The sequence below is a fragment of the Streptomyces odonnellii genome (genome assembly GCF_000981895.1).
Classification (GTDB): domain Bacteria; phylum Actinomycetota; class Actinomycetes; order Streptomycetales; family Streptomycetaceae; genus Streptomyces; species Streptomyces odonnellii.
The window spans coordinates 1-21,402 of sequence record NZ_LATD01000076.1 but is presented as its reverse complement, the minus strand read 5'-3'; the positions used below and the strand labels follow the sequence as shown (position 1 = coordinate 21,402).

20 protein-coding genes and 2 rRNA genes are annotated in these 21,402 nt (G+C 71.3%); 9 read left to right on the top strand and 13 right to left on the bottom strand.

The features are described 5' to 3' along the window. The first annotated feature begins 35 nt into the window (after positions 1-35). Entirely contained in the window at positions 36-1,148 is a 1,113-nt protein-coding gene (locus tag WH07_RS09195) for an alpha/beta hydrolase (protein WP_046497708.1), read from the top strand. Between the two features lie 100 nt (positions 1,149-1,248). Here WH07_RS09195 and WH07_RS09190 read toward each other — a convergent pair whose 3' ends face one another. After that, the gene (locus WH07_RS09190; RefSeq protein ID WP_046497661.1) at positions 1,249-2,418 is read right to left on the bottom strand and encodes an ABC transporter ATP-binding protein; all 1,170 of its coding nucleotides are present in this window, start codon (positions 2,416-2,418) and stop codon (positions 1,249-1,251) included. Positions 2,419-2,571: 153 nt separating this feature from the next. On the opposite strand from WH07_RS09190, the gene WH07_RS09185 reads away from it, so the two are divergent. The 4 genes from WH07_RS09185 (at position 2,572) to WH07_RS09170 (ending at position 6,338) form a co-directional block, all read left to right on the top strand. Further along, a complete protein-coding gene (locus WH07_RS09185) occupies positions 2,572-3,333 on the top strand; it encodes an ABC transporter permease (protein WP_046497659.1) in 762 nt (253 codons plus the stop codon). A 2-nt stretch (positions 3,334-3,335) separates the two neighbouring features. Further along, on the top strand, positions 3,336-4,046 hold the full coding sequence (locus WH07_RS09180) for an ABC transporter permease (protein WP_046497656.1): 711 nt from the start codon (positions 3,336-3,338) through the stop codon (positions 4,044-4,046). Between the two features lie 36 nt (positions 4,047-4,082). Continuing rightward, positions 4,083-5,072: an ABC transporter substrate-binding protein gene (locus tag WH07_RS09175; RefSeq protein WP_046497653.1), complete on the top strand. Its 990-nt coding sequence runs from the start codon at positions 4,083-4,085 to the stop codon at positions 5,070-5,072. A 165-nt stretch (positions 5,073-5,237) separates the two neighbouring features. Then, positions 5,238-6,338, top strand: coding sequence for a coiled-coil domain-containing protein (locus tag WH07_RS09170; protein ID WP_198533763.1), 1,101 nt, complete (start codon positions 5,238-5,240; stop codon positions 6,336-6,338). 117 nt (positions 6,339-6,455) lie between these two features. Here the strand turns inward: WH07_RS09170 and WH07_RS09165 are convergent, their stop codons facing one another. Continuing rightward, positions 6,456-7,607, bottom strand: a complete 1,152-nt coding sequence (locus WH07_RS09165; protein ID WP_046497650.1) for an NADH-quinone oxidoreductase subunit D — start codon at positions 7,605-7,607, stop codon at positions 6,456-6,458. Positions 7,608-7,665: 58 nt separating this feature from the next. Beyond that, positions 7,666-8,730: an SAM-dependent methyltransferase gene (locus WH07_RS09160; protein ID WP_408645824.1), complete on the bottom strand. Its 1,065-nt coding sequence runs from the start codon at positions 8,728-8,730 to the stop codon at positions 7,666-7,668. Between the two features lie 96 nt (positions 8,731-8,826). Between WH07_RS09160 and WH07_RS09155 the strand changes: the two genes are divergently transcribed. Both WH07_RS09155 and WH07_RS09150 read left to right on the top strand, forming a co-directional pair. Then, on the top strand, positions 8,827-10,026 hold the full coding sequence (locus tag WH07_RS09155; protein ID WP_046497647.1) for a sensor histidine kinase: 1,200 nt from the start codon (positions 8,827-8,829) through the stop codon (positions 10,024-10,026). Positions 10,027-10,116: 90 nt separating this feature from the next. Further along, a complete protein-coding gene (locus WH07_RS09150; RefSeq protein ID WP_046497644.1) occupies positions 10,117-10,788 on the top strand; it encodes a response regulator transcription factor in 672 nt (223 codons plus the stop codon). A gap of 194 nt (positions 10,789-10,982) precedes the next feature. Here WH07_RS09150 and recN read toward each other — a convergent pair whose 3' ends face one another. The 4 genes from recN to WH07_RS09130 form a co-directional block, all read right to left on the bottom strand. Beyond that, the gene (recN, locus tag WH07_RS09145; protein WP_198533762.1) at positions 10,983-12,731 is read right to left on the bottom strand and encodes a DNA repair protein RecN; all 1,749 of its coding nucleotides are present in this window, start codon (positions 12,729-12,731) and stop codon (positions 10,983-10,985) included. 62 nt (positions 12,732-12,793) lie between these two features. Beyond that, a complete protein-coding gene (locus tag WH07_RS09140) occupies positions 12,794-13,783 on the bottom strand; it encodes an NAD kinase (RefSeq protein ID WP_232788789.1) in 990 nt (329 codons plus the stop codon). A gap of 17 nt (positions 13,784-13,800) precedes the next feature. Further along, a complete protein-coding gene (locus WH07_RS09135; RefSeq protein WP_046497642.1) occupies positions 13,801-14,616 on the bottom strand; it encodes a TlyA family RNA methyltransferase in 816 nt (271 codons plus the stop codon). Positions 14,617-14,652: 36 nt separating this feature from the next. Further along, entirely contained in the window at positions 14,653-14,949 is a 297-nt protein-coding gene (locus tag WH07_RS09130) for a thioredoxin domain-containing protein (RefSeq protein ID WP_046497639.1), read from the bottom strand. Between the two features lie 42 nt (positions 14,950-14,991). Here WH07_RS09130 and WH07_RS09125 point away from each other — a divergent pair, with 42 nt between their 5' ends. Further along, positions 14,992-15,339, top strand: coding sequence for a sterol-binding protein (locus tag WH07_RS09125; protein WP_046497637.1), 348 nt, complete (start codon positions 14,992-14,994; stop codon positions 15,337-15,339). On the opposite strand, the gene WH07_RS09120 is transcribed toward WH07_RS09125, so the two are convergent. Continuing rightward, complete coding sequence (locus WH07_RS09120; protein ID WP_046497634.1) at positions 15,287-16,168, bottom strand: ABC transporter ATP-binding protein; 882 nt, start codon at positions 16,166-16,168, stop codon at positions 15,287-15,289. The genes WH07_RS09125 and WH07_RS09120 overlap by 53 nt on opposite strands. A 250-nt stretch (positions 16,169-16,418) precedes the next feature. Beyond that, positions 16,419-17,447, bottom strand: a complete 1,029-nt coding sequence (locus WH07_RS09115; RefSeq protein WP_046497632.1) for an HAD hydrolase-like protein — start codon at positions 17,445-17,447, stop codon at positions 16,419-16,421. Positions 17,448-17,547: 100 nt separating this feature from the next. Between WH07_RS09115 and WH07_RS09110 the strand changes: the two genes are divergently transcribed. Continuing rightward, positions 17,548-18,852, top strand: coding sequence for a DUF1015 family protein (locus WH07_RS09110; RefSeq protein ID WP_046497693.1), 1,305 nt, complete (start codon positions 17,548-17,550; stop codon positions 18,850-18,852). Positions 18,853-18,958: 106 nt separating this feature from the next. Here WH07_RS09110 and WH07_RS40300 read toward each other — a convergent pair whose 3' ends face one another. From WH07_RS40300 to WH07_RS09090, 4 genes are all read right to left on the bottom strand, one after another. Then, a complete protein-coding gene (locus WH07_RS40300) occupies positions 18,959-19,699 on the bottom strand; it encodes a tetratricopeptide repeat protein (RefSeq protein ID WP_046497689.1) in 741 nt (246 codons plus the stop codon). A 38-nt stretch (positions 19,700-19,737) separates the two neighbouring features. Further along, a complete protein-coding gene (locus WH07_RS41935; RefSeq protein WP_198533761.1) occupies positions 19,738-20,703 on the bottom strand; it encodes a hypothetical protein in 966 nt (321 codons plus the stop codon). A 186-nt stretch (positions 20,704-20,889) separates the two neighbouring features. Beyond that, positions 20,890-21,006: ribosomal RNA gene (gene rrf, locus WH07_RS09095) — 5S ribosomal RNA — on the bottom strand. Positions 21,007-21,139: 133 nt separating this feature from the next. Next, a 23S ribosomal RNA gene (locus WH07_RS09090) occupies positions 21,140-21,402 on the bottom strand; the annotation flags it as partial.

The following is a 21,402-nucleotide window of genomic DNA, read 5'->3' as shown; positions in this document are numbered from 1 at the left end:
TTCCGGAAAATCTCACGTGAGAAAGCTCGGTGGACATGGGTCTTACCAGCCGTAAAGTCCTCGCCCTGGCCATCCTGCTGGCCGTCCTGCTGTTCGTCGCCACGATCTGGCTGTGGCCCCGGCTGTCCGCCCGTACGGCGCGTTCGGTGCTCGGCAGGGTGGGGCTGCTGTTCGCCACGCAGGTGAGCCTGTTCATGGCCGTCGGCCTGGTCGCGAACCAGTACTTCCTCTTCTACGGCTCCTGGCGGGACCTCTTCGGCCAGGAGCAGGAGCTGGGGTCGGTGGTCGGCCCGGCGGCCAACGGCAAGGACATCACCATCATGGACACGGAGCGGTCACCCGTACCGGGCAGCAAACAGCCCACCGTGGCCGGCCAGATCCAGAAGATCGCCATCGGCGGCCCGAGATCCGGGATCGACAGCACGGCGTACGTCTATCTGCCGCCGGAGTACTTCCAGCGGCACTTCCGGACCCTGTCGTTCCCCGCGGCCGTGGTCCTCACCGGCTATCCCGGGGTGGCGGAGAACCTGATCAAGGGCCTGAACTACCCCAGGACCGCCTGGGAGCTGGCGAAGAAGGGCAAGATGCAGCCGATGATCCTGGTGATGCTGCGGCCCACCGTGGCACCGCCCAGGGACACCGAGTGCGTGGACGTCCCCCGGGGCCCGCAGACCGAGACCTTCTTCGCCAGGGATCTGCCGCTGGCGGTGTCCCGGGCGTACCGAGTCAAGACCGCACCGCGGAACTGGGGCATCATCGGCAACTCCACCGGCGGCTACTGCGCCCTGAAGATCGCCCTGCACCACCCGGAGCGCTACTCGGTGGGCGCCGGCCTCTCGGCGGACTACAAGGCGGCGGAGGACCCGACGACCGGTGACCTGTTCCACGGCGACCAGCGGCTGCGGAACCGGGCCAACCTGCTGTGGAGCCTGGAGCACCTGCCGCAGGGCAACTCGTCCCTGCTGGTCACCAGCTCCAAGAAGGGCGAGCGGAACCTGCGCGCCACCAAGGAGTTCATCAGCAAGGTCAGACCGCCCGCGCAGGTCGCGTCGATCATCCTCGACAGCGGCGCGCACAACTTCAACACCTGGCGCAGGGAGATCCCGTCGGCGCTGGAGTGGATGAGCGGCCGGCTCAGCGCGGAGTGACCGGTTCAAGGGGGCAGGCCGAAGTCCCGGCGAGGTCCGGTCGAGGTCCGGTTGCGGACCTGTAGAGGGTCCGCCGAGTGAGGGGGAGTGGGCGGCCGGCTCAGTGCGCGATGAGGCTGACGGTCTCCAGTTCCACCGCGGTACGGGGGATGTCCTGCGCGTCCGCGTCGATGGAGCGGCGCAGCGCCTCGTGCAGCCGGGCCGGGGTGAGGACCCCCAGGAAGCGGCCGGTCTCCTCCTGGTCGATGACCGCGATCCAGCCCGCGTCGTGCTGGAGCATCGTGGCGAACGCCTGCTTGAGCGGCGCCCCGACGGGCAGCCAGGCCTCCATCCTGCGGGCGTGTTCCCGTACCGTCCCCGAGGCCCCGGTGCTGTCGGTGGAGATCCAGCCGTGCAGATTCTCCTCGGAGTCCAGGACGACGGCCCAGCGCGCGCCCTCCTCGGCGAGCTTCGCGGCCGCGCGCCCGAGCGGGTCGTCGAGATGCACGACGGGCGGCTGCTCCAGGTCGCCCTCCTCGATGGGGGTGACGGAGAGCCGCTTGAGCCCGCGGTCGGCGCCGACGAAGTCCGCGACATACGGGGTGGCGGGCGCGCCGAGCACGGCGGCGGGGGCGTCGAACTGCTCGATCCTGCCCTGCCCGTAGACGGCGATACGGTCGCCGAGCCGTACCGCCTCCTCGATGTCGTGCGTGACGAACAGCACAGTCTTGCGGACCGCCGCCTGGAGCTTGAGGAACTCGCTCTGGAGGTGGTCGCGTACGACCGGGTCGACCGCGCCGAAGGGCTCGTCCATCAGCAGGACGGGCGGGTCGGCGGCCAGCGCGCGGGCCACCCCGACGCGCTGGCGCTGGCCGCCGGAGAGCTGCTCGGGGTAGCGGTCGCCGTAGACGGACGGGTCGAGGCCGACGAGATCGAGGAGTTCGGCGGCGCGGGCGCGGCCCTTGGCGCGCTGCCAGCCGAGGAGATGCGGAACGGTCGCGGTGTTCTCCAGGACCGTCTTGTGCGGGAAGAGACCGACCTGCTGGATGACATAGCCGATACGGCGCCTGAGCTGGACCGGATCGATGGCGGAAATGTCGTCGCCGTCGAGGAATATCCGCCCCTCGGTCGGCTCGATCAGGCGGTTGACCATTTTCATGGTGGTGGTCTTGCCGCAGCCGGAGGGTCCGACGAGTGTGACCAGTTCGCCCTGGGAGACCTCGAAGGAGAGGTCGTCGACGGCGGTCGTGCCGTCCGCGTACCGCTTGGTGACGTGCTCGAATCGGATCATGGTTCCCCATTGTGCGGCGTGTTGTGTGAAGGCCATGTTGCTGGAATGTGGCGGGCTTCCGCGAATGTCAGTGGTCGGGGATAGGGTCGCCAGACAGTAGGAACCAGCCATACGTCGGGGAGACCGTTCGGGGAGACGGGGAGGTGGGAACGCATGACGACACAGAGTTGCCTGGCGGCGAACGACTGGATCTGCGGGGAATATCTCCGCTCCCGCAGCCAGGAGTTGATCGATGCCACGGTCCAGCATGTGTGGATCACCGCGGTCTCCGTCGTGATCGGACTGCTGGTGGCATTTCCGCTGGCGCTGCTGGCGCGGAGCAGGCCTTCTTTCGCCGGACCGGTGCTGGGGCTGACGACCCTGCTCTACACGATTCCGTCGCTGGCGATGTTCTCGCTGCTGCTTCCGCTCTTCGGACTCTCCGCCGGACTCGTGATCACGGGGCTGGTGCTGTATTCGCTGACCATTCTTGTGCGGAACATCATGGCGGGGCTCGATTCGGTGCCGGAAGAGGCACGGGAGGCGGCCCGCGGGATGGGGTACGGACCGGGGCGGATGCTCTGGGAGGTCGAGCTTCCGCTGGCACTGCCCGCGCTGATGGCCGGCCTCCGAATAGCCACGGTGTCGACGATCGCGCTGACCACGGTCGGCTCGATCGTCGGCCGGGGCGGTCTGGGCAATCTGATCGAGGACGCGCTGCCGAGCTTCTTCAAGGCGCAGGTGCTGACGGCCTCGGTGCTCTGTGTGCTGCTCGCGGTCGTCGCCGACCTGCTGCTGCTCGGGGTACAGCGGCTGCTCACGCCGTGGACCCGAATACGTACGGCGCGCCCGGCGCGTGGCTCCGGCGCGGGTCCGGCCGCTCCTCGTGAGGGCGGCGGAGCGACCGTGCGCGAGCCCGCGAAGGCGGTGGGCTGACCATGGGGGTTCTGGGAGACGCCTGGAGCTGGCTGGCGACCGGTGCCAACTGGAAGGGCGACAGCGGTGTGTGGCACCGGCTGGGGGAGCATGTGCTCGTCAGCGGGGTCTCGCTCGCGGTGGCCTGTGCGATAGCCCTGCCGCTGGCGCTGTATCTGGGGCACATCGGCAGGGGCGGCGCGCTCGCCGTCAACATCTCCAATGTGGGGCGGGCGATCCCCGTCTTCGCGGTGCTCGCCCTGTTCATGGTCTCGCCGCTGCGGAACGCGGGCTCGGTGCCAACGGTCATCGCCCTGGTGCTGTTCGCGGTGCCGCCGCTGCTGACCAACGCCTATGTCGGGATGCGGGAGGTGGACAGCGCGGTCGTCGAGGCCGCCCGGGGGATGGGCATGTCCGGGCGCCAGCTCTTCGTACGGGTCGAGCTGCCCCTCGCGTACCCGCTGATCATGACCGGCCTGCGGTCCGCCTCCGTCCAGGTGGTGGCGACCGCCACCATCGCGGCGATGGTCGGCCAGGGCGGGCTCGGCCGGATCATCACGGCCGGTTTCAACACGTACAACACTCCGCAGGTGGTCGCGGGTGCACTCCTCGTCGCGCTGCTCGCGCTGTTCGTCGAAGGCGTGCTCGTGGCGCTGGACCGGGTGATCGACCCGGCCCCGGCCCTCGCCTCCCGGTCCTCCGGCGGCAGGACCCCGTCCCGCACGACCGCGTGACGACCGACCTCATGGCTTCTTGGAGATGGTGACCTGATGAGCAAGACCACGCGTATCGCGGGTGCGGTGCTGGGCGCGGCGGTGCTGACCGTCTCGCTCGCCGCATGCGGCGGCGACAGCCTGGAGAAGGACAAGGGCGGCTCCGCGGCCGGCTCCGGTCCGGGCTCCGGTTCGGGAGGGAAGGGCTCGCTCGTCATAGGCGCCGCGGCCTTCACCGAGTCCAAGGTGCTGGCCGAGCTGTACGCCCAGATCCTGGGCGACGCCGGCTACTCGACCTCCGTGACCACGGTGAAGAACCGCGAGCTGTACGAACCCTCCCTGGAGAAGGGCGAGATCGACGTCGTACCGGAATACGCGGCGACGATCACGGAATTCCTCAACGCCAAGGTGAACGGGGCGGACGCGGCCCTGGCGAAGCCGCTCGCGAGCAGCGACGCGGACACGACCGTCGCCGAGCTGAAGAAGCTCGCGGAGCCGCTCGGACTGAAGGTCCTGTCCGTCGGCCAGGCCGTCGACCAGAATGCCTTCGCCGTCACCAAGGAATTCGCCGACAAGAACAGCCTCAAGACCCTTTCCGATCTTGGAAAGTCCAAGATCAAAGTGAAGATCGCTGCGGGCGACGAGTGCGAGGTGCGGCCGTTCTGCGCGCCGGGCCTCAAGAAGACGTACGGCATCGATGTCGCCGGTATCGACCCCAAGGGCGTCGGCACTCCGCAGTCCAAGCAGGCCGTCAAGGACGGTGTGGACCAGGTGGTTCTCAGCTCCACCACCGATGGCACGCTCGACAGCTTCGGACTGGTCGTGCTGGAGGACGACAAGAAGCTCCAGAACGCCGACAACGTACTGCCGGTGGTCAATGCCAAGGACGCCGGGTCGCAGGAGATAGCCGATGTCCTCGGCAAGCTGACCGCCGCGCTGACGACCGATGATCTCGCGCAGTTGAACCTCAAGGTCGACGCCGAGCGCGCGAAGCCCGAGGATGTGGCGAAGGAGTATCTGGAGTCCAAAGGTCTGGTCAAGAAGTAGTCGTGGAACGGCGGCCGGGCGGCCGTCGGGAGGTAAGTGACGGCAGGCAAAACGGAGTTCTGTAGAGGAAAGAGGGGAAAGGGATCGGCGCCTTCGGTAAGAGGGGAAGGCTTGATTGTTCGACCGGCCCCCCAATCGGTCTCGGCACACGGTAAATTTCAGGCCATGCCACGTGGACGCCACCGCCATTCCCCACCCCTCCACAAGCTTCTGCCGCCGTCGGCGGTCGCCGGAGCCGCGGTTCTCTGCGCCGCGGGCGCCTGGTTCTTCACGGAGCCCGTGGTGCTCCGCGGTCTGGTCGCGGCCACGGCGGTCGCCGCGGTCAGCGGCGCGGTCCTCATGCGTAGCTGGGACCGCGGCGCCGGCCGCCAGGTCGCCGATCTGATCCGTGGCCGGGAGAGCGACCAGTGGCGGGCCGAGGAGCGTACGGCCGAGCTGGAGGCCGATGTCGAGGAGTCGCGTGAGCTGCGCCTCAAGCTGGAGGCCAAGCTGCGCGCCAAGCGGATCGAGCTGGCCGGGCTGCGCGGGGAGCACGCGGCGCTGCTGCGCCGGTACGCCACCGCGGAGACCGAGCGGGCCACCGCCCTGGAAGGGCGCCGTCAGCTCGCCATCGAGGCCTCGGCCGTACCGAAGGCCCTGACCGCGGGCAGTTCGCCCACTTCGGCGGCGTATCTCAGCGCCGCGCGCGCCCTGGACGAGCTGTCCCGCAACGGCGCGGCCCAGCAGGCGAAGCAGTTGGTCGAGGCGGCCCGCGAGCGCGATCTCGCCGAGCGGGCCGCGGAGACGGCCGCCGAGGCGGCAGAGCCGCAGGAGAAGCACGCGGCCGCCGGGGGAGAGCAGCGCGGGGGAGACCAGCAGCACAGCCGCCCGTCGTCCGCCCTGCCCGCTCCCCGGGTGCCGGGGGCCTCGGCGATCGTTCCGTACGCCTCGACGCGCCACCCGGTGCGGCGGCCCGAGGGCGGCTTCGACTTCTTCGGTACGCAGACCGGGCACGGCCATGGGCAGGCGCCGGCGCAGAGCGGCGGCGGCCAGCACAAGAAGCCGGCGGCGGACGCGGAGTCCGCGGCCGAGCCGGAAGAGCCCGCCCCGGCCGCCGAGTTGGAGCGGGTGGAGAGCGAGGACCTCGCCGATGTGGTGGGTGAGGAGGCCCTTGCGGAGCGCCGCAGGACCGACGAGCGCGCCGTGGGCCAGGTCATCGATCTGACGGAGCACGACGAGACCGAGCCGGTCGGTGCGGAGGCGCTGCGCGACGCCGTCAGCACGTGAAGGCCGTCAGCACGTGAAAGCCATCAGCATGTGAAAGCGGTCGGCACGTGAAGGCCGCCAGCGCGTGAAAGCGGTCGGCGCCCGGCGTGTGCCGACCGCTTGCCGATTGCTTTCCGATTACTTGTCGATGTCGCCGACCACGAAGAAGAGCGAACCCAGGATCGCCACCATGTCCGCGACCTGCGTCCCGGGCAGCAGTTCGGTCAGCGCCTGGATGTTGTTGAACGAGGCCGAGCGGAGCTTCAGCCGGTACGGGGTCTTCTCGCCCTTCGAGACCAGGTAGTAGCCATTGATGCCGAGCGGGTTCTCGGTCCAGGCGTAGGTGTGTCCCTCGGGCGCCTTCAGCACCTTCGGCAGCCGCTGGTTGATCGGCCCGGGCGGCAGCTCCGCGATCCGGTCCAGACACGCGTCCGCCAGCTCCAGCGCGTTGTGCGTCTGGTCCAGCAGGCATTCGAAGCGGGCGAGACAGTCGCCGTCCTGGCGGGTGATCACCCTGAGGGTGTCCTGGAGTTCGCCGTACGCGAGATACGGCTCGTCCCTGCGCAGATCGAAGTCGACCCCGGAGGCGCGGGCGATCGGTCCGGACACCCCGTACGCGTGCACCGCCTCCCGCGACAGCACCCCGACTCCGCCGGTGCGGCCCCGGAAGATCTCGTTGCCGAGGACCAGCCGGTCGTACACGTCCATCCGTGAGCGGACCTCCGCGACCGCGTGCCTGGCCCGGCCGAGCCATCCCGCGGGCAGGTCCTCCTTGAGGCCGCCGACCCGGTTGAACATGTAGTGCATCCGGCCGCCGGAGACCTCCTCCATCACGGCCTGGAGTTCCTCGCGCTCCCGGAATGCGTAGAACACCGGGGTGATACCGCCCAGTTCGAGGGGGTATGAGCCGATGAACATCAGATGGTTCAGTACGCGGTTCAGTTCGGCCAGCAGGGTCCTGGTCCAGACGGCGCGCTCGGGCACCTCCATGCCGAGCATCCGCTCGACGGCCATCACCACGCCCAGCTCGTTGGAGAACGCCGAGAGCCAGTCGTGGCGGTTGGCGAGCACCACGACCTGCCGGTAGTCGCGCGCCTCGAAGAGCTTCTCCGCGCCCCGGTGCATATAGCCGATGACCGGCTCCGCGCTGCGGATCACCTCGCCGTCCAGCACGAGGCGGAGGCGGAGCACACCGTGGGTGGAGGGGTGCTGCGGCCCGATGTTGAGCACCATGTCGGTGCTCTCCGCGGCGCCGCCGATGCCGACCGTCGTCCGGGTGGTCTCCGTCATGGGCGACAGTCTCTCAGAGGCCGGCTGGGGACTGCCCTAGGCCCAGCGGCGCTGAGGCCTAGCGGTGCTGAGATCTTGCCGTCGGGCGCTGGGGCCCGCTTCCGAGGTCCGGTGGTTCGATGCCGACGGGCTGCATCAGCCAGCCGAAGTCGCCGAGACCGCCGCGCGCCGTCAGTTCCGCCGCCTCGCCGGCCGTCGAAAGCGCCCGTACATACGCCGCCGGGTCGGCGGTGGCCAGGGACAGCGGCGGACGCGAACCGTTCACGCCGAGGGCGCCCAGCGCCTCGCGCTGGCTGAGCAGTACGGCGCCCGGCAGCGCGCAGGCGTCCAGCGCCACATGGGCGGTGAGGTCGCAGCTCCCGTCCGGTACGGGGGGCACCTCGCGCCCCGCGCGGAAGCCGGTGAGCGTACCGAAGGGCGGCCGGCCGTCCCGTACGTGCGCGTAGTCCACGGCCACCGCGAGCCCCCGCTCCAGCGTGGCGACGGCCGCCGCCCACGCCTCGTCGCGCGGCCGGCCGATCTCCGCCCGGCTGCCCGGCCCGGCCCCCGGCCACCAGCGGGCGAGCCACTCCGCGTCCGGCCCGTCGACAGGTTCGCCCGGCTCCTCGGAGCCGTCCGGCCGTACCAGGACATACCGTACAGTTCCATCCGCGTCGGTCTCCGCGATGTCGACAGGGACGTTGTCCAGCCATTCATTGGCGAAGACCAGCCCGCTGACTCCGGGCGGCGGCTCGGCGCACCACTCGATCCGCGGATCCAGGCCCGGGGGGCGCGCGGCGCGCTCGACGGCGTACGGCCGGACCGCGAGCCCCTCCGTGAGTACGCCGGGGAGCGCGGCCAGGATTCCGGTCAGCAGCTCGCCGCGGCCCGCGCCGATGTCCACCAGCGCCACCTCGTCCGTACCGAGCCGCCCGGCGGTCGCGGTGAGCAGCCGGGCGACGGCGGTGGCGAACAGCGGGGAGGCGTGCACCGAGGTACGGAAATGCCCGGCGGGCCCCTCGGGCCGCAGGTAGAAGCCCCCGGGACCGTAGAGCGCGGCCTCGGCCGCCGTGCGCCATCGCTCGGGCCGTGGCCCGTTTCGGATACCCCGGACCGCCCGCGGCCCGCCTGTCTCATCCGTCACGGAGCCAAGTCTCCACCTTGGGGAGTACGCTTCCGCCGACCGGATCGACCCTCCGGTTGACCCTTCCGTCGTCCCCATTTACCTACGCTGGGTTACGTGCAGCGCTTCTACGACTTTCTCCGCAGACACCCGACGGGCGTCGACAGCTTCTGGGCTGTCCTGCTCTTCGGGTTCTCTCTGCTGTGGGCGGTCCAGCAGACCTCGGGGGTGGGGCCGCGCCTGGTGGCCATCCCGACGGTCGCGCTGCTCAGTCTCGCCGTGGCGCTGCGCCGCCGGGCGCCCGAGAAGACGCTGGTGCTGGTGCTGGCGCTGGGGGTCGTACAGGTCGCGCTCGATGTGCCGGTGAACCCGGCTGACTTCGCGATGCTGGTGGCCATCTACACCGTCGCGGCGCAGGGCGGACCGCGCTGGGCCTCCCAACTCGGCCTGATCGGCGGGCTGCTGGCCGCTCCGATCTCCCAGGTGCGCTGGCCCCAGGAGGAGTCCAGCATCGCGGGGCGGGTCATCGTGTCCGTCATCATGAGCGTGCCGTTCGCCCTCGCCTGGGTGCTGGGCGACTCCTTCCGTACCCGTCGCGCCTACTTCGACCAGCTCGAGGAGCGCGCCACCCGGCTGGAGAAGGAACGCGAGGCGCAGGCCAAGGTGGCGGTGGCCGCCGAGCGCGCCCGGATCGCGCGTGAGCTGCACGATGTCGTCGCACACAATGTCTCGGTGATGGTGGTCCAGGCGGACGGCGCGGCCTATGTGCTGGACGCGGCGCCCGACCAGGCGAAAGAGGCCCTGGAGACCATTTCGAGCACCGGCCGGCAGGCGCTGGCCGAGATGCGCAGGCTGCTCGGTGTGCTGCGGACCGGCGACGCCAAGGAGAGCGGTGAGTACGTGCCGCAGCCCGATGTCGGGCAGATCGAGGAACTGGTCGAGAAGGTACGGGGCGCCGGTCTCCGCGTCGACTTCAAGATCGAGGGCACTCCGCGGCCCCTGCCCAGCGGGGTCGAGCTGACCGCGTACCGCATCGTGCAGGAGGCCCTCACCAACAGCCGCAAGCACGGCGGCCCGGATGTCGGCGCCAGTGTGCGTCTGGTCTACTTCGACGACGGGCTCGGGCTGCTCGTCGAGGACGACGGCCGGGGCGCGGCACACGAACTGTACGAGGACGGCGGTGCCGACGGGCGCGGTCACGGTCTGATCGGTATGCGCGAGCGGGTCGGGATGGTGGGCGGCACGCTGGACGCCGGCCCGCGGCCGGGCGGCGGCTTCCGGATCAGCGCGCTGCTCCCGCTGAAACCCGCGCACTAGTGCCGGGCGGGGCACCAGGTCCCGCCCTCACCGACGAGGAACCCGCAGCCTTCACCGATTAAGGAATCCGCAGATGACAGGAACCCGCAGATGACGATCCGTGTGATGCTCGTCGACGACCAGGTCCTGTTGCGTACCGGCTTCCGTATGGTGCTGGCCGCGCAGCCGGACATGGAGGTGGTCGCGGAGGCCGGGGACGGCGCGGAGGCGATCGAGAACCTCCGCACCGTGACCGTGGACGTCGTGTTGATGGACGTCCGGATGCCCCGGCTCGACGGCGTCGAGGCGACCCGCCGCATCTGCGCGGAACCGGGCGCTCCGAAGGTGCTCATCCTGACCACCTTCGACCTCGACGAGTACGCCTTCTCCGGGCTCAAGGCCGGGGCGAGCGGCTTCATGCTGAAGGACGTGCCGCCCGGCGAACTGCTCAGCGCGATCCGCTCGGTGCACAGCGGGGACGCGGTGGTCGCCCCGTCCACGACCCGGCGCCTGCTCGACCGCTTCTCGCCGATGCTCCCGACGAGCACGAAGCCACGCAACAAGGAGCTGGACCGGCTCACCGACCGCGAGCGCGAGGTGATGCTGCTGGTCGCGCAGGGGCTGTCGAACGGTGAGATCGCGGGGCGGCTGGTGCTGTCGGAAGCGACGGTGAAGACGCATGTGGGCCGGATCCTGACCAAGCTGGGACTGCGGGACCGGGTGCAGGTGGTGGTACTGGCGTACGAGTCGGGCCTGGTCCGAGCCGGCTCGCCCCCCGCCTAGGTCCTGTCCGGTCGATCTTCGTGGATCAGACCGCGGCGTCTGGTGCGGGGGGTCCCTCCCGTGCCGTTCAGGCCACGGGGGAGCATCGCAAGGCGGAGGATCGCCCGTGTACTGGACGTACTCGGGCGACTCCGACAACGCAGCGAGGTGCCGTGCCAGGCGTCGCGGGCCCGCGAAGATCGGCCGGACAGGGCCTAGCCGGGAGGCGTCCTCGCTGAGGCCAGTAGTTCTTCCGCGTGCGCCCGCGCCGTTTCCGAGTCCTCCTGGCCCGCCAGCATCCGCGACAGCTCCCGTACCCGGTCCTCCCCCTCCAGCACCGTCACCCCCGACCGCGTCACCGAGCCGTCGTTCGTCTTCTTCACCAGGAGCTGGCGGTCGGCGAACGCCGCGACCTGGGGAAGGTGCGTCACGACCACCACCTGCGCGGACGTCGCGAGCTTCGCGAGCCGGCGGCCCACCTCGACCGCCGCCTTGCCGCCGACGCCCGCGTCGACCTCGTCGAAGAGATACGTCGGTACGGGATCGGACCCCGCGAAGACCACCTCCACCGCGAGCATCACCCGCGACAGCTCACCGCCCGACGCGCCCTTGCCGATCGGCCGGGGCTGGGCGCCCGGGTGGGGGGCGAGGAGGAGTTCGACCTCGTCGGCGCCGTGCGGCCCGTACACCACGGAGCGCCCGCCCACCTCGACGCCGGACAGCTCGTCCGCGGCCTCGGTCTGGCGGATGTCGAACGAGACCCGCGCGTGCGGCATCGCCAGCGACGCCAGCTCGGCCGTGACCGCGTCGGCGAAGCGCGCCGCGGCCTCGGTGCGGGCGTCGGTCAACGCCTGGGCGAGTCCGGACAGTTCGGCGCGCAGCGCGTCCCGCTCGGCCGTCAGCTCCGCGATCCGGTCGTCGTCGCTCTCCAGCTCCATGAGCCGCGCCGCGCTCTCCTCCGCCCAGGCCAGCACCGCCGCGATGTCCTCGCCGTACTTGCGGATCAGCGCGTTGAGCGCGGCACGCCGCTCCTCCACCGCGGCCAGCCGCCGTGGATCGGCGTCCAGATTGTCCGCGTAACCGGCCAGTTCGCCCGCCACGTCCGCCAGCAGGATGGAGATCTCGCCCATCCGGTCGGCGAGTCCGGCGAGCGCCGGGTCGTGGGACCGTACGGCCTCCAGCGCCCGTCCCGCGCCCGCGACCAGCGTCGTCGCGTCGACGCCCTCCGGGTCCTCGGGATTGCCCGCCAGCGCGCCGTGCGCGAGGGCCGCAGCGGACGCCAGCGCCTCCGCGTGCCCGAGCCGCTCCGCCTCGGCGGCCAGTTCGGTGTCCTCGCCCGCCCGCGGCTCGACGGCCGCGACCTCGTTCAGCCCGAAGCGCAGCAGATCGGCCTCCTGCGCGCGCTCACGGGCCCGCGTGGTCAGCTCCTCCAGCTCCGCGGCGACGGCCCGCAGCCGCCGGTACGCCACGGTGTACGCGGTGTGGGGCGCGGCAACCGCGTCGCCCGCGTACCGGTCGAGGGCCTTGCGCTGCCGCGCGGGCCGCAGCAGCCCCTGCTGGTCGGTCTGGCCGTGCACCGCGACCAGATCGTCCGCCAGCTCCGTCAGCACGCCCACCGGCACCGAGCGCCCGCCCAGGTGCGCGCGCGAGCGTCCCTCGGCGGAGACGGTCCTGCTGATCAGCAGCGTCCCGTCCTCCAGCTCGGCCCCGGCCTCCTCGGCCCGTACGGCCGCGGGCGCGCCCGCGGCCATGGTGAGCCGGCCCTCGACGACCGCCGACTTCGCGCCGATCCGTACCAGCGCCGGATCGGCCCGGCCGCCGAGCAGCAGTCCCAGACTGGTGACGACCATGGTCTTGCCCGCGCCTGTCTCACCGGTCACCGCGGTGAAGCCTGGCGACAGCTCGACGACCGCGTCGTCGATGACCCCGAGCGACCGTATCCGCATCTCCTCCAACACGGTCATGACCATACGAGGTCCGGACCCCGCCGCGCGACGGCCCCCACCCGAGGTTCCCCCGCCCGTGCTCAGTGGGGCGCCCCGCGCCAGCCGGAGACCGGCAGTGCGAACTTGGCCACCAGCCGGTCCGCGAACGACGCGTGGTGCAGCCGCGCCAGCCGTACGGGCACGGCTCCACGCCGTACCTCGACCCGCGCTCCCCGGGGCAGCTCGACGGTTCTGCGCCCGTCGCACCACAGCACCCCGTTCGGCGTGTGTGCCTGCACCTCCACCGCGAGCACCGTGGTCGGCGAGGTGACCAGCGGCTTCGCGAACAGGGCATGTGCGCTGATCGGCACCATGAGCAGGGCCTCGACCTCCGGCCAGACGACCGGACCGCCCGCCGAGAAGGCGTACGCCGTCGACCCGGTGGGGGTGGCGCAGACGATCCCGTCGCAGCCGAAGGCGGTGACCGGCCGTCCGTCGATCTCCAGGACCACTTCGAGCATCCGCTCGGGCGAGACCTTCTGTACGGCCGCCTCGTTGAGCGCCCAGTCGCGGTGGACCACATCGCCGTTGCTGTGCACGACGACATCGATCGTCATCCGCTCCTCGACCTCATACGCGCGGGTGACCACGCGGTTGACGACCTTGTCCAGATCGTCGCGCTCCGCCTCGGCGAGGAAGCCGACCCTGCCCAAATTGACCCCGAGCATGGGCACGCCGGAGGCCCGGGCGAAGGCGGCGCCGCGCAGCAGCGTCCCGTCGCCGCCGAGCACGATGAGCAGTTCGCAGCCGTCGAGTACGTCGGGGGCGGTCTCGGGGACGGTCTCGACGGCCGGCGGGAGCGGCAGATCGGCCGCCTCCGTGGCCAGGACCCGTACGCCGAGACCGTTCCGCACCAGGCCGTTCACGACCAGTTCGGCGCTGCGGACCGCCGCGGGCCTGCCGGTGTGGGCGAGCAGGAACACGGTGCGGTCCGCGTTGGCCGCCCGTACGTCAGGGGCGGTCTCGGCCGCCGGGACACTCCTGCTCCGGACGGCCTCGGCGGGCCGGGGGCTCTGCGCGGGCTGGCTCATCTGAGTAGTACGCGTGGTCAACGGGGTCCCTCCGCCACTGCACGGTCGACATCCGCCGGGTCCAGCTCGGGCGCCCCGGCTCGGAGCCACAGAAAGTACTCGACATTCCCGGAAGGACCAGGCAGCGGACTGGCGGTGACGCCCCGTACCCCGAGGCCGAGTTCGCCCGCGCGCCGCGCCACCGCCCGTACCGCCTCGGCCCGTAGCTCCGGGCTGCGTACGACACCTCCGCTGCCCAGCCGCTCCTTGCCCACCTCGAACTGCGGCTTCACCATCAGCACGAGGTCCGCGCCGGGCGCGGAGCAGCGCACCAGCGCGGGCAGCACCAGCCCCAGCGGGATGAACGACAGATCCCCGACCACCAGATCCACGGGCTCCCCTCCGATCACGTCGAGCGTCAACTCGCGTACGTTCGTACGGTCCTTGACGGTGACGCGTTCATCGCCCCGCAGCGACCAGGCGAGTTGCCCGTAGCCGACGTCCACGGCGACGACATGGCCCACGTCCGCGCGCAGCAGGACATCCGTGAAGCCGCCGGTGGACGCGCCCGCGTCGAGGGCCCGCCGGCCGCGGACCTCCAGACCGAGGGGTACGAAGGCCGCCAGCGCCCCCGCGAGTTTGTGCCCGCCGCGCGAGACGTAGTCGGGTTCGGTGTCGTCCGCGGTGACGACGACGGCGGCGCTCGTCTCGACCTGGGTGGCGGGCTTGGTCGCGGTGGTGCCGCCGACGATCACCCGGCCCGCGGCGATGAGCTGGCTCGCGTGCTCGCGCGAGCGCGCGAGGTTACGGCGTACCAGCTCGGCATCGAGACGGCGGCGTGCCAGTCCTGCCACGTTCGGTTCAGCTCCTGTGGTCGTACGCGAGAGAGGTCACCGGGGCCCCTGCGGACCGCCCGGCGGGCCCGGGGCCGCCGGGCGGGCGTCGAGCGCGGTCAGCGCGTCGCGCAGCCCCCGGTGCACATCCTCGTACACCTCGACATGGCCGTCCGCCGGGAGGTGGTCGGCGTCCGCGAGCCGGGCCAGCCGCTCGTCCACCTCGGCGTTGCCGGTCGGCACGACGCCCACGCCGAGCGGGCGCGGCGCCGCCGGGTCCGGCGCGGACGGTCCCACGGCGTCCGACCCGTGCGCGTCCGGTACGGCGGCCGCTCCCGCCATCGAGTCGCTCATGCCCAGACGCTACCGCGAAGGCCTGCGGTACCGTCGATCGCGATGGCGACGAAGGAGGAGTGCCGCAGCGCACTCGAGAAGCTCTCTGACAATCTGGCGCAAGCGGACGGGAAGGTCCGTACCGCGGCGGGCTTCGACCGTTCACTGACCTGCCACATCACGGATCTGGACGTCACCTTCACCGGGCGGCTGGTGGACGGCAGGATCGAGGTGGCCGAAGTGGTGGCGGGCCCGCCGTCGGAGAAGGCGCAGATCGGGCTGGCCATGGCGGGCGACGACCTGGTGGCACTGGTCGACGGCGAGCTGAGCTTCGCCCGGGCCTGGGGGGCGGGCCGGGTCAGGCTCGACGCGGGCTTCCGCGATCTGGTGCGTCTGCGGTCGCTGCTCTGAGAGACGCGGAAGACGCGGTGGGACGCGACGGACGCGGGCTCCGCCGGGTCCGCCGCCCGGCCGGCACCACCAGCGGCGTACCGGTCTCCGGATCGTCGATGACCTGGCACCGCAGCCCGAACACCTCCTCGACCCGCTCCGCCGTGACGACCTCCGAGGGCGCCCCCTCCGCCACGATCGCCCCGTCGCGCATCGCGATCAGATGGGTGGCGTAGCGGGCCGCGTGGTTGAGGTCGTGCAGTACGGCGACGAGCGTACGGCCCCCGGTCTCGTGCAGTTCGGCGCAGAGGTCGAGCACGTCGATCTGGTGCTGGATGTCGAGGAAGGTGGTGGGTTCGTCGAGCAGCAGGAGCGGGGTCTGCTGGGCGAGGGCCATGGCGATCCAGACGCGCTGGCGCTGGCCGCCGGACAATTCGTCGACATAGCGATCTGCCAGTTCGGCGACACCGGTCGACGCCATCGATTCCCCGACGATCCGCTCGTCCTCGGGCGACCACTGGCGCAGCAGTCCCTGGTGCGGATAGCGGCCACGGGCGACCAGATCCGCGACGGTGATGCCGTCGGGCGCTATCGACGACTGCGGCAGCAGCCCGAGGGTCCTGGCGACCTTCTTGGCGGGCATCGCGTGGATGACCGTACCGTCGAGCAGGACCCGCCCCTGGGACGGCTTGAGCATCCGGGAGAGCGCGCGCAGCAATGTCGACTTGCCGCAGGCGTTGGGGCCGACGATCACCGTGAACGAATGGTCGGGGATCTCGACCGACAGATCGCGGGCGATGACCCGCTGGTCGTAGCCGAGGGTCACCGATTCCGCGGCGAGGCGCTGCATGGTCGTACTCCTGCTCGTGGTGTCCGCGGGTTTCATCCGTGCCGAAGACATGCCAAAGACGTGCGGAAGAGCGGCCCGACCAGCGCTCGGGGCAGCGGCAGCCCGGTTCGAGAGGGGGGTCGATCAGCACAAAGTTAGGTTAGCCTACCCTAACAGCCCGCTCGCCGAGCGGTGCGCCCCAGGGGCAGACCCCTTACGTACGCACCGACAGCCCCGGCTCCACGTACGACCGCCGTACCGCCCGGCAGCCCTACAGCCCCAGCTTCGCCAGCGCCTTGCCCGCGTCCAGCGTGCTCGCCCCCTCGCCCGCCTCCGTCCACGCCGCCGCACACAGCGCGCGCAGCCCGTCCAGCGCCGTGCCCTCCCCCTCCAGCACCAGCGTCCGCCCGCCGGCCGAGGCGGTCCAGCCACCGCACCCGAACCCGTCGCCGGTCACGGCCACTTCGGGCTGCCCGGTCAGCAACCCCCGCAGATCCGCGTCCACATAGGTGGGCCGGTGCCTCGGCGCCGCCGCCAGGAGCCCCGCCGCGTCCGTCACCCCGGTCAGGACGAGCAGCGAGTCCACACCCCCGTTGAACGCCCCCTCGATGTCCGTGTCCAGCCGGTCCCCGACCACCAGCGCACGCCGCGCCCCCGTCCGCAGAATCGTCTCCCGGTGCATCGGCGGCAGCGGCTTGCCCGCGACCTGCGGCTCCGCGCCCGTGGCGATCCGTACGACCTCGACCGCCGCGCCATTGCCCGGCGCGATCCCCCGCGCGCTCGGGATCGTCAGATCCGTGTTGGACGCGAACCACGGCACGCCCCGGTTGATCGCGTAGCACGCCTCGGCGAACCGCCCCCAGGGCAGCTCCGGCCCCCCGTACCCCTGCGCGACCGCCACCGGGCCGTCGTCGGCCGACTCGACCGGTACGAGACCCCGCTCGCGCAGCGCGACCCGCAGCCCCTCCCCGCCGATCACCAGCACCCTGGACCCCGCGGGAAGCTGCTCGGCGATCAGCCGGGACACCGCCTGCGCCGAGGTGATCACATCGGCGGGACCGGCCGGCGCGCCGAGTTCCGTGAGATGCGCCGCCACGGTCTCGGGCGTACGCAGCGCGTTGTTGGTGACGTACGCGAGATGCATCCCGCCGTCCCTGGCCGTACGGAGCGACTCGACGGCGTGCGCGATGGCCTCGCCCCCGGCGTACACCACGCCGTCGAGATCGAGCAGAGCCGTGTCGTACGCCTCGTACAGCGCGGTCGCGCTCCCGCTCGGCCTGGTCCTGCCCCGCTCGCTCATCAGCCGTCCGTCCCTCGTTCGTGCCGCCGGTACTCCGGTGGCTCCGATGGCTTCTCCCCCGATCATCGCTCATCCCCCACGGCCCACATACGATGCCCTGATGAACACAACAGGTCCCGGGGACAAGGGGCTGCGACTGATTCCGTTCCGTGGGCTCCGCTATGTCCCCGAACGGGTCGGCAGCCTCGCCGCGGTGACCTCGCCGCCGTACGACGTGGTCGTCAGGCCGGACGGCCTGCACCACCTGGAGTCGGCCGATCCGCACAACATCGTCCGGCTGATCCTGCCGCAGGCCGCCACCCCCGGCGAGCGCCACCGCCAGGCCGCGCGCACCCTGGGCCGCTGGCTCGCCGAGGGTGTCCTCGCACCCGACGCGGAGCCCGCGCTGTACGTGTACGAGCAGCGCAGGGGCGAGCTGTTGCAGAGGGGCGTGATCGGGGCGCTGGCGCTGTCCGCCCCCTCCGACGGCATCGTGCTGCCCCATGAGGACGTCATGCCGGATGTGGTGGAGGACCGCGCGGCCCTGATGCGGGCGACCGAGGCCAATCTGGAGCCGCTGCTGCTGACCTACCGGAGCGGCGGCGAGGCGGGCGGCGCGGCGGACGCACCGGAGGGCGCCGGTACGTCGGGCGTCATCGAGCGCACCGTCCGAAGACCCCCGCTTCTCGCCACCACCACGGAGGACGGCTTCGGCCACCGCCTGTGGTCGGTCACGGACCCGGGCGACCTCGCCGAGATCACCGAGGACCTGGGCCACCACCAGGCCCTCATCGCCGACGGCCACCACCGCTGGGCGACGTATCTGCGCCTGCGCGACGAGCACACGGACCACGGCCCGTGGGGGTACGGGCTGGTCCTGCTGGTCGACACGGCCCGCCATCCCCTCCAGGTGCGCTCCATCCACCGGCTGCTGCACCGGCTGCCCGTCGGCCGCGCGGTCGAGGCCCTCACGGGCTCCTTCCGGGTCCGTACGGTCGAGGGCCCGCTCCCCGAGGCGCTGGACGCCCTGGCCGGGGCCGCGGCCTCGGGCAACGCGTTCCTGCTGGCCGGGGACGGCCGCTTCCATCTCGTCGACCGCCCGGACCCGGAGCTGCTGGCGCGTACGGTCCCCGCGGACCGGCCCGCGGCCTGGCGGGCACTGGACGCGACGGTCCTGCACACCACGCTCCTGGACCAGCTCTGGCGGATCCCGGACGCGCCCGAGCACATCGCGTACATCCATGACACGGCGGCGGCCGTCGACAAGGCGGTACGCGACGGGGGTACGGCCGTCCTGCTGCATCCGGTGCGCGAGGAGGTCGTACGCGAACTGGCCCGCCAGGGCGTCATGATGCCGCGCAAGTCCACCTCTTTCGGCCCCAAGCCGGCGACGGGACTGGTGCTGCGCAGCCTCACGCTGGACTGAGTACGCCTGTGGGCGGCGCCCCGGCAGGGATGCCAGGACGCCGCCCACAGAAGGTCAGATGTACGGACGCGCGGATGTACGGGACGTACGGGCGTCAGCTCAACGCTCAGTCCTTGTCGTCGCGTTCGCCGTCTCCGTGGTGATCGGCATCCTCGTCGGGATCGGCATCGCCACTGACGTCGTCGTTGGTGCTGTCCAGGTCGTCGTCCTCGTCAACTTCGTCGTCATCGATCAACGCGTCGACGAACTCGACGCCGTCCAGCTCCGCGAGCCGGTCCGAGGCGTCCGTGGCGCCGTCCTTGTCCGCCTCGACCGTCTTGGCGAACCATTCGCGGGCCTCGTCCTCGCGCCCCGCCGACAGCAGGGCGTCGGCGTAGGCGTAGCGCAGCCGCGCGGTCCACGGCTGTACGGAGTTCGACGCCAGCTCGGGGCTCTGGAGCGTCACGATGGCGGCGTCGAGCTGCCCCATGTCCCGGCGCGCGCCGGCCGCGACGAGCCGCATCTCGACCTGGCCCGCCTTGTCGAGCTTCTGCACCTCGGGCTCGCCGGCCATCGCCATCGCCCGCTCCGGACGGCCCAGACCGCGCTCGCAGTCCGCCATGACGGGCCACAGGTCGACGCCCCCGGTCATCCGCCGCGCGGCCCTGAACTCGGCCAGCGCTTCGGCGTACTTCTGGGTGGCGTACGCGGCGAAGCCGGCCGCCTCGCGCACCGCGGCGACCCGGGAAGCGAGCCGCAGGGCGATACGGGAGTACGCGTAGGCCTGCTCGGGGTCGTCGTCGATCAGCTTGGCGACCATCACGAGGTTCTTCGCGACGTCCTCGGCGAGCGTCTTGGGCAGGCTCATCAGCTCCTGCCGGACGCTCGCGTCGATCTCCTCGCCGGTCACGTCCTCCGGGATGGGCAGCCGCTTGATCGGCTCCCGGTCACGGTCCCGATCGCGGTCACGGCCCCGGTCGTCGCGACGCTCGTACCCGCCACGGCGGTGGTCGTCGCGGCCGCGGTACCCACCGCGATCGCGGTCGTCACGCCGGCCGTAGCCGCCACCACCCGTGGGCCTGCCGCCACTGGGCCTGCCGCCGCCTCCACGGCTGTCGTCCCGGCGGGGACCACCGGGGCGGTCGTCGCGGCGGACATAGCCACTCCCCCGGCTGTCGCCGCGGTCGTCCCGCCGGAAGGCGGGCCGGTCGTCGCGCCTGTCGTCGCGACGGTCATCACGCCGGTCGTCGCGGCGGTCGTCCCTACGGGGGCCACTCGGCCGGTCGTCGCGCCGAGGACCACTGGGACGGTCATCGCGCCGACCGTAACCCCCGCCCCCGGAACCGAAACTGGGCCGCCCGCCACGGTCATCACGCCGGTCATCACGCCGGTCGTCCCTGCGCGGTCCGCTGGGGCGATCGTCACGGCGCGGCCCGCTCGGCCGGTCATCACGACGGTGCCCGCCGGGGCGGTCGTCACGACGGAAGCCGGGCCGGTCGTCGCGCCTGTCATCACGCCTGTCGTCGCGACGAGGACCGCTCGGCCGGTCGTCACGGCGAGGGCCGCCGGTACGGTCGTCACGCCGCCCGTATCCGCCACCACCGCCGGCACCGGCAGGCCGTCCGCCCCGGTCATCACGACGGGCGTAACCGCTGCCGCTGGAAGCGGAATTGGCGCCGAAGGCCGGACGCCCACCACGGTCACCACGGTCGTCGGAGCGACGCGGCCCGCTGGGCCGGTCGTCGCGGCCACCGCGATATCCGCCGCCCCGGTTGTCATCACGACGGCCGTCGTTGCGACGGCTGCTGTCATCACGGCGGAAACCGCCACGGTCCCGATCATCGCGCCGTGGACCGCGATCGCGATCGTCACGGCCTCCGCGGAAGCCGCCCCGGTCACCGCTGTCCCGACGGCGCTGATCGCGCTCGGGACGGTCGTCGGAGGAATTGGGGGACATCGGTTGGGCTCCTGTCTTCGGGTACCGCAGTCATTCTCTCAGAAAAACAAAAAGGACCCATGGTCCAGCATGAACGCTGGACCATGGGTCCTTGAAAGATTGTTCGGCGGTGTCCTACTCTCCCACAGGGTCCCCCCTGCAGTACCATCGGCGCTGTAAGGCTTAGCTTCCGGGTTCGGAATGTAACCGGGCGTTTCCCTCACGCTATAACCACCGAAACCCTATCGGGCCACCCCGCCGAAGCGGGATATCGGCACTTAGCGAACAAGCACACTCTTCAATTGAGTACATACTGGTTCAACCGGTGCGACTGTTCGCAACCCGGGAACCACACAGTGGACGCGAGCAACTGAGGACAAGCCCTCGGCCTATTAGTACCGGTCAACTCCACCAGTCACCTGGCTTCCATATCCGGCCTATCAACCCAGTCGTCTACTGGGAGCCTTACCCCCTCCAGGGGGTGGGAGTCCTCATCTCGAAGCAGGCTTCCCGCTTAGATGCTTTCAGCGGTTATCCCTCCCGAACGTAGCCAACCAGCCATGCCCTTGGCAGAACAACTGGCACACCAGAGGTTCGTCCGTCCCGGTCCTCTCGTACTAGGGACAGCCCTTCTC

What these genes read in the sequence shown, in the direction of transcription:
- WH07_RS09195 (WP_046497708.1), top strand. Translation starts at nt 36, where the DNA reads ATGGGTCTTACCAGCCGTAAAGTCCTCGCCCTGGCCATCCTGCTGGCC.
- WH07_RS09190 (WP_046497661.1), bottom strand. Translation starts at nt 2,418, where the DNA reads ATGATCCGATTCGAGCACGTCACCAAGCGGTACGCGGACGGCACGACC.
- WH07_RS09185 (WP_046497659.1), top strand. Translation starts at nt 2,572, where the DNA reads ATGACGACACAGAGTTGCCTGGCGGCGAACGACTGGATCTGCGGGGAA.
- WH07_RS09180 (WP_046497656.1), top strand. Translation starts at nt 3,336, where the DNA reads ATGGGGGTTCTGGGAGACGCCTGGAGCTGGCTGGCGACCGGTGCCAAC.
- WH07_RS09175 (WP_046497653.1), top strand. Translation starts at nt 4,083, where the DNA reads ATGAGCAAGACCACGCGTATCGCGGGTGCGGTGCTGGGCGCGGCGGTG.
- WH07_RS09170 (WP_198533763.1), top strand. Translation starts at nt 5,238, where the DNA reads ATGCCACGTGGACGCCACCGCCATTCCCCACCCCTCCACAAGCTTCTG.
- WH07_RS09165 (WP_046497650.1), bottom strand. Translation starts at nt 7,607, where the DNA reads ATGACGGAGACCACCCGGACGACGGTCGGCATCGGCGGCGCCGCGGAG.
- WH07_RS09150 (WP_046497644.1), top strand. Translation starts at nt 10,117, where the DNA reads ATGACGATCCGTGTGATGCTCGTCGACGACCAGGTCCTGTTGCGTACC.
- recN (WP_198533762.1), bottom strand. Translation starts at nt 12,731, where the DNA reads ATGACCGTGTTGGAGGAGATGCGGATACGGTCGCTCGGGGTCATCGAC.
- WH07_RS09140 (WP_232788789.1), bottom strand. Translation starts at nt 13,783, where the DNA reads ATGAGCCAGCCCGCGCAGAGCCCCCGGCCCGCCGAGGCCGTCCGGAGC.
- WH07_RS09130 (WP_046497639.1), bottom strand. Translation starts at nt 14,949, where the DNA reads ATGAGCGACTCGATGGCGGGAGCGGCCGCCGTACCGGACGCGCACGGG.
- WH07_RS09125 (WP_046497637.1), top strand. Translation starts at nt 14,992, where the DNA reads ATGGCGACGAAGGAGGAGTGCCGCAGCGCACTCGAGAAGCTCTCTGAC.
- WH07_RS09120 (WP_046497634.1), bottom strand. Translation starts at nt 16,168, where the DNA reads ATGCAGCGCCTCGCCGCGGAATCGGTGACCCTCGGCTACGACCAGCGG.
- WH07_RS09115 (WP_046497632.1), bottom strand. Translation starts at nt 17,447, where the DNA reads ATGAGCGAGCGGGGCAGGACCAGGCCGAGCGGGAGCGCGACCGCGCTG.
- WH07_RS09110 (WP_046497693.1), top strand. Translation starts at nt 17,548, where the DNA reads ATGAACACAACAGGTCCCGGGGACAAGGGGCTGCGACTGATTCCGTTC.
- WH07_RS40300 (WP_046497689.1), bottom strand. Translation starts at nt 19,699, where the DNA reads ATGAGCCTGCCCAAGACGCTCGCCGAGGACGTCGCGAAGAACCTCGTG.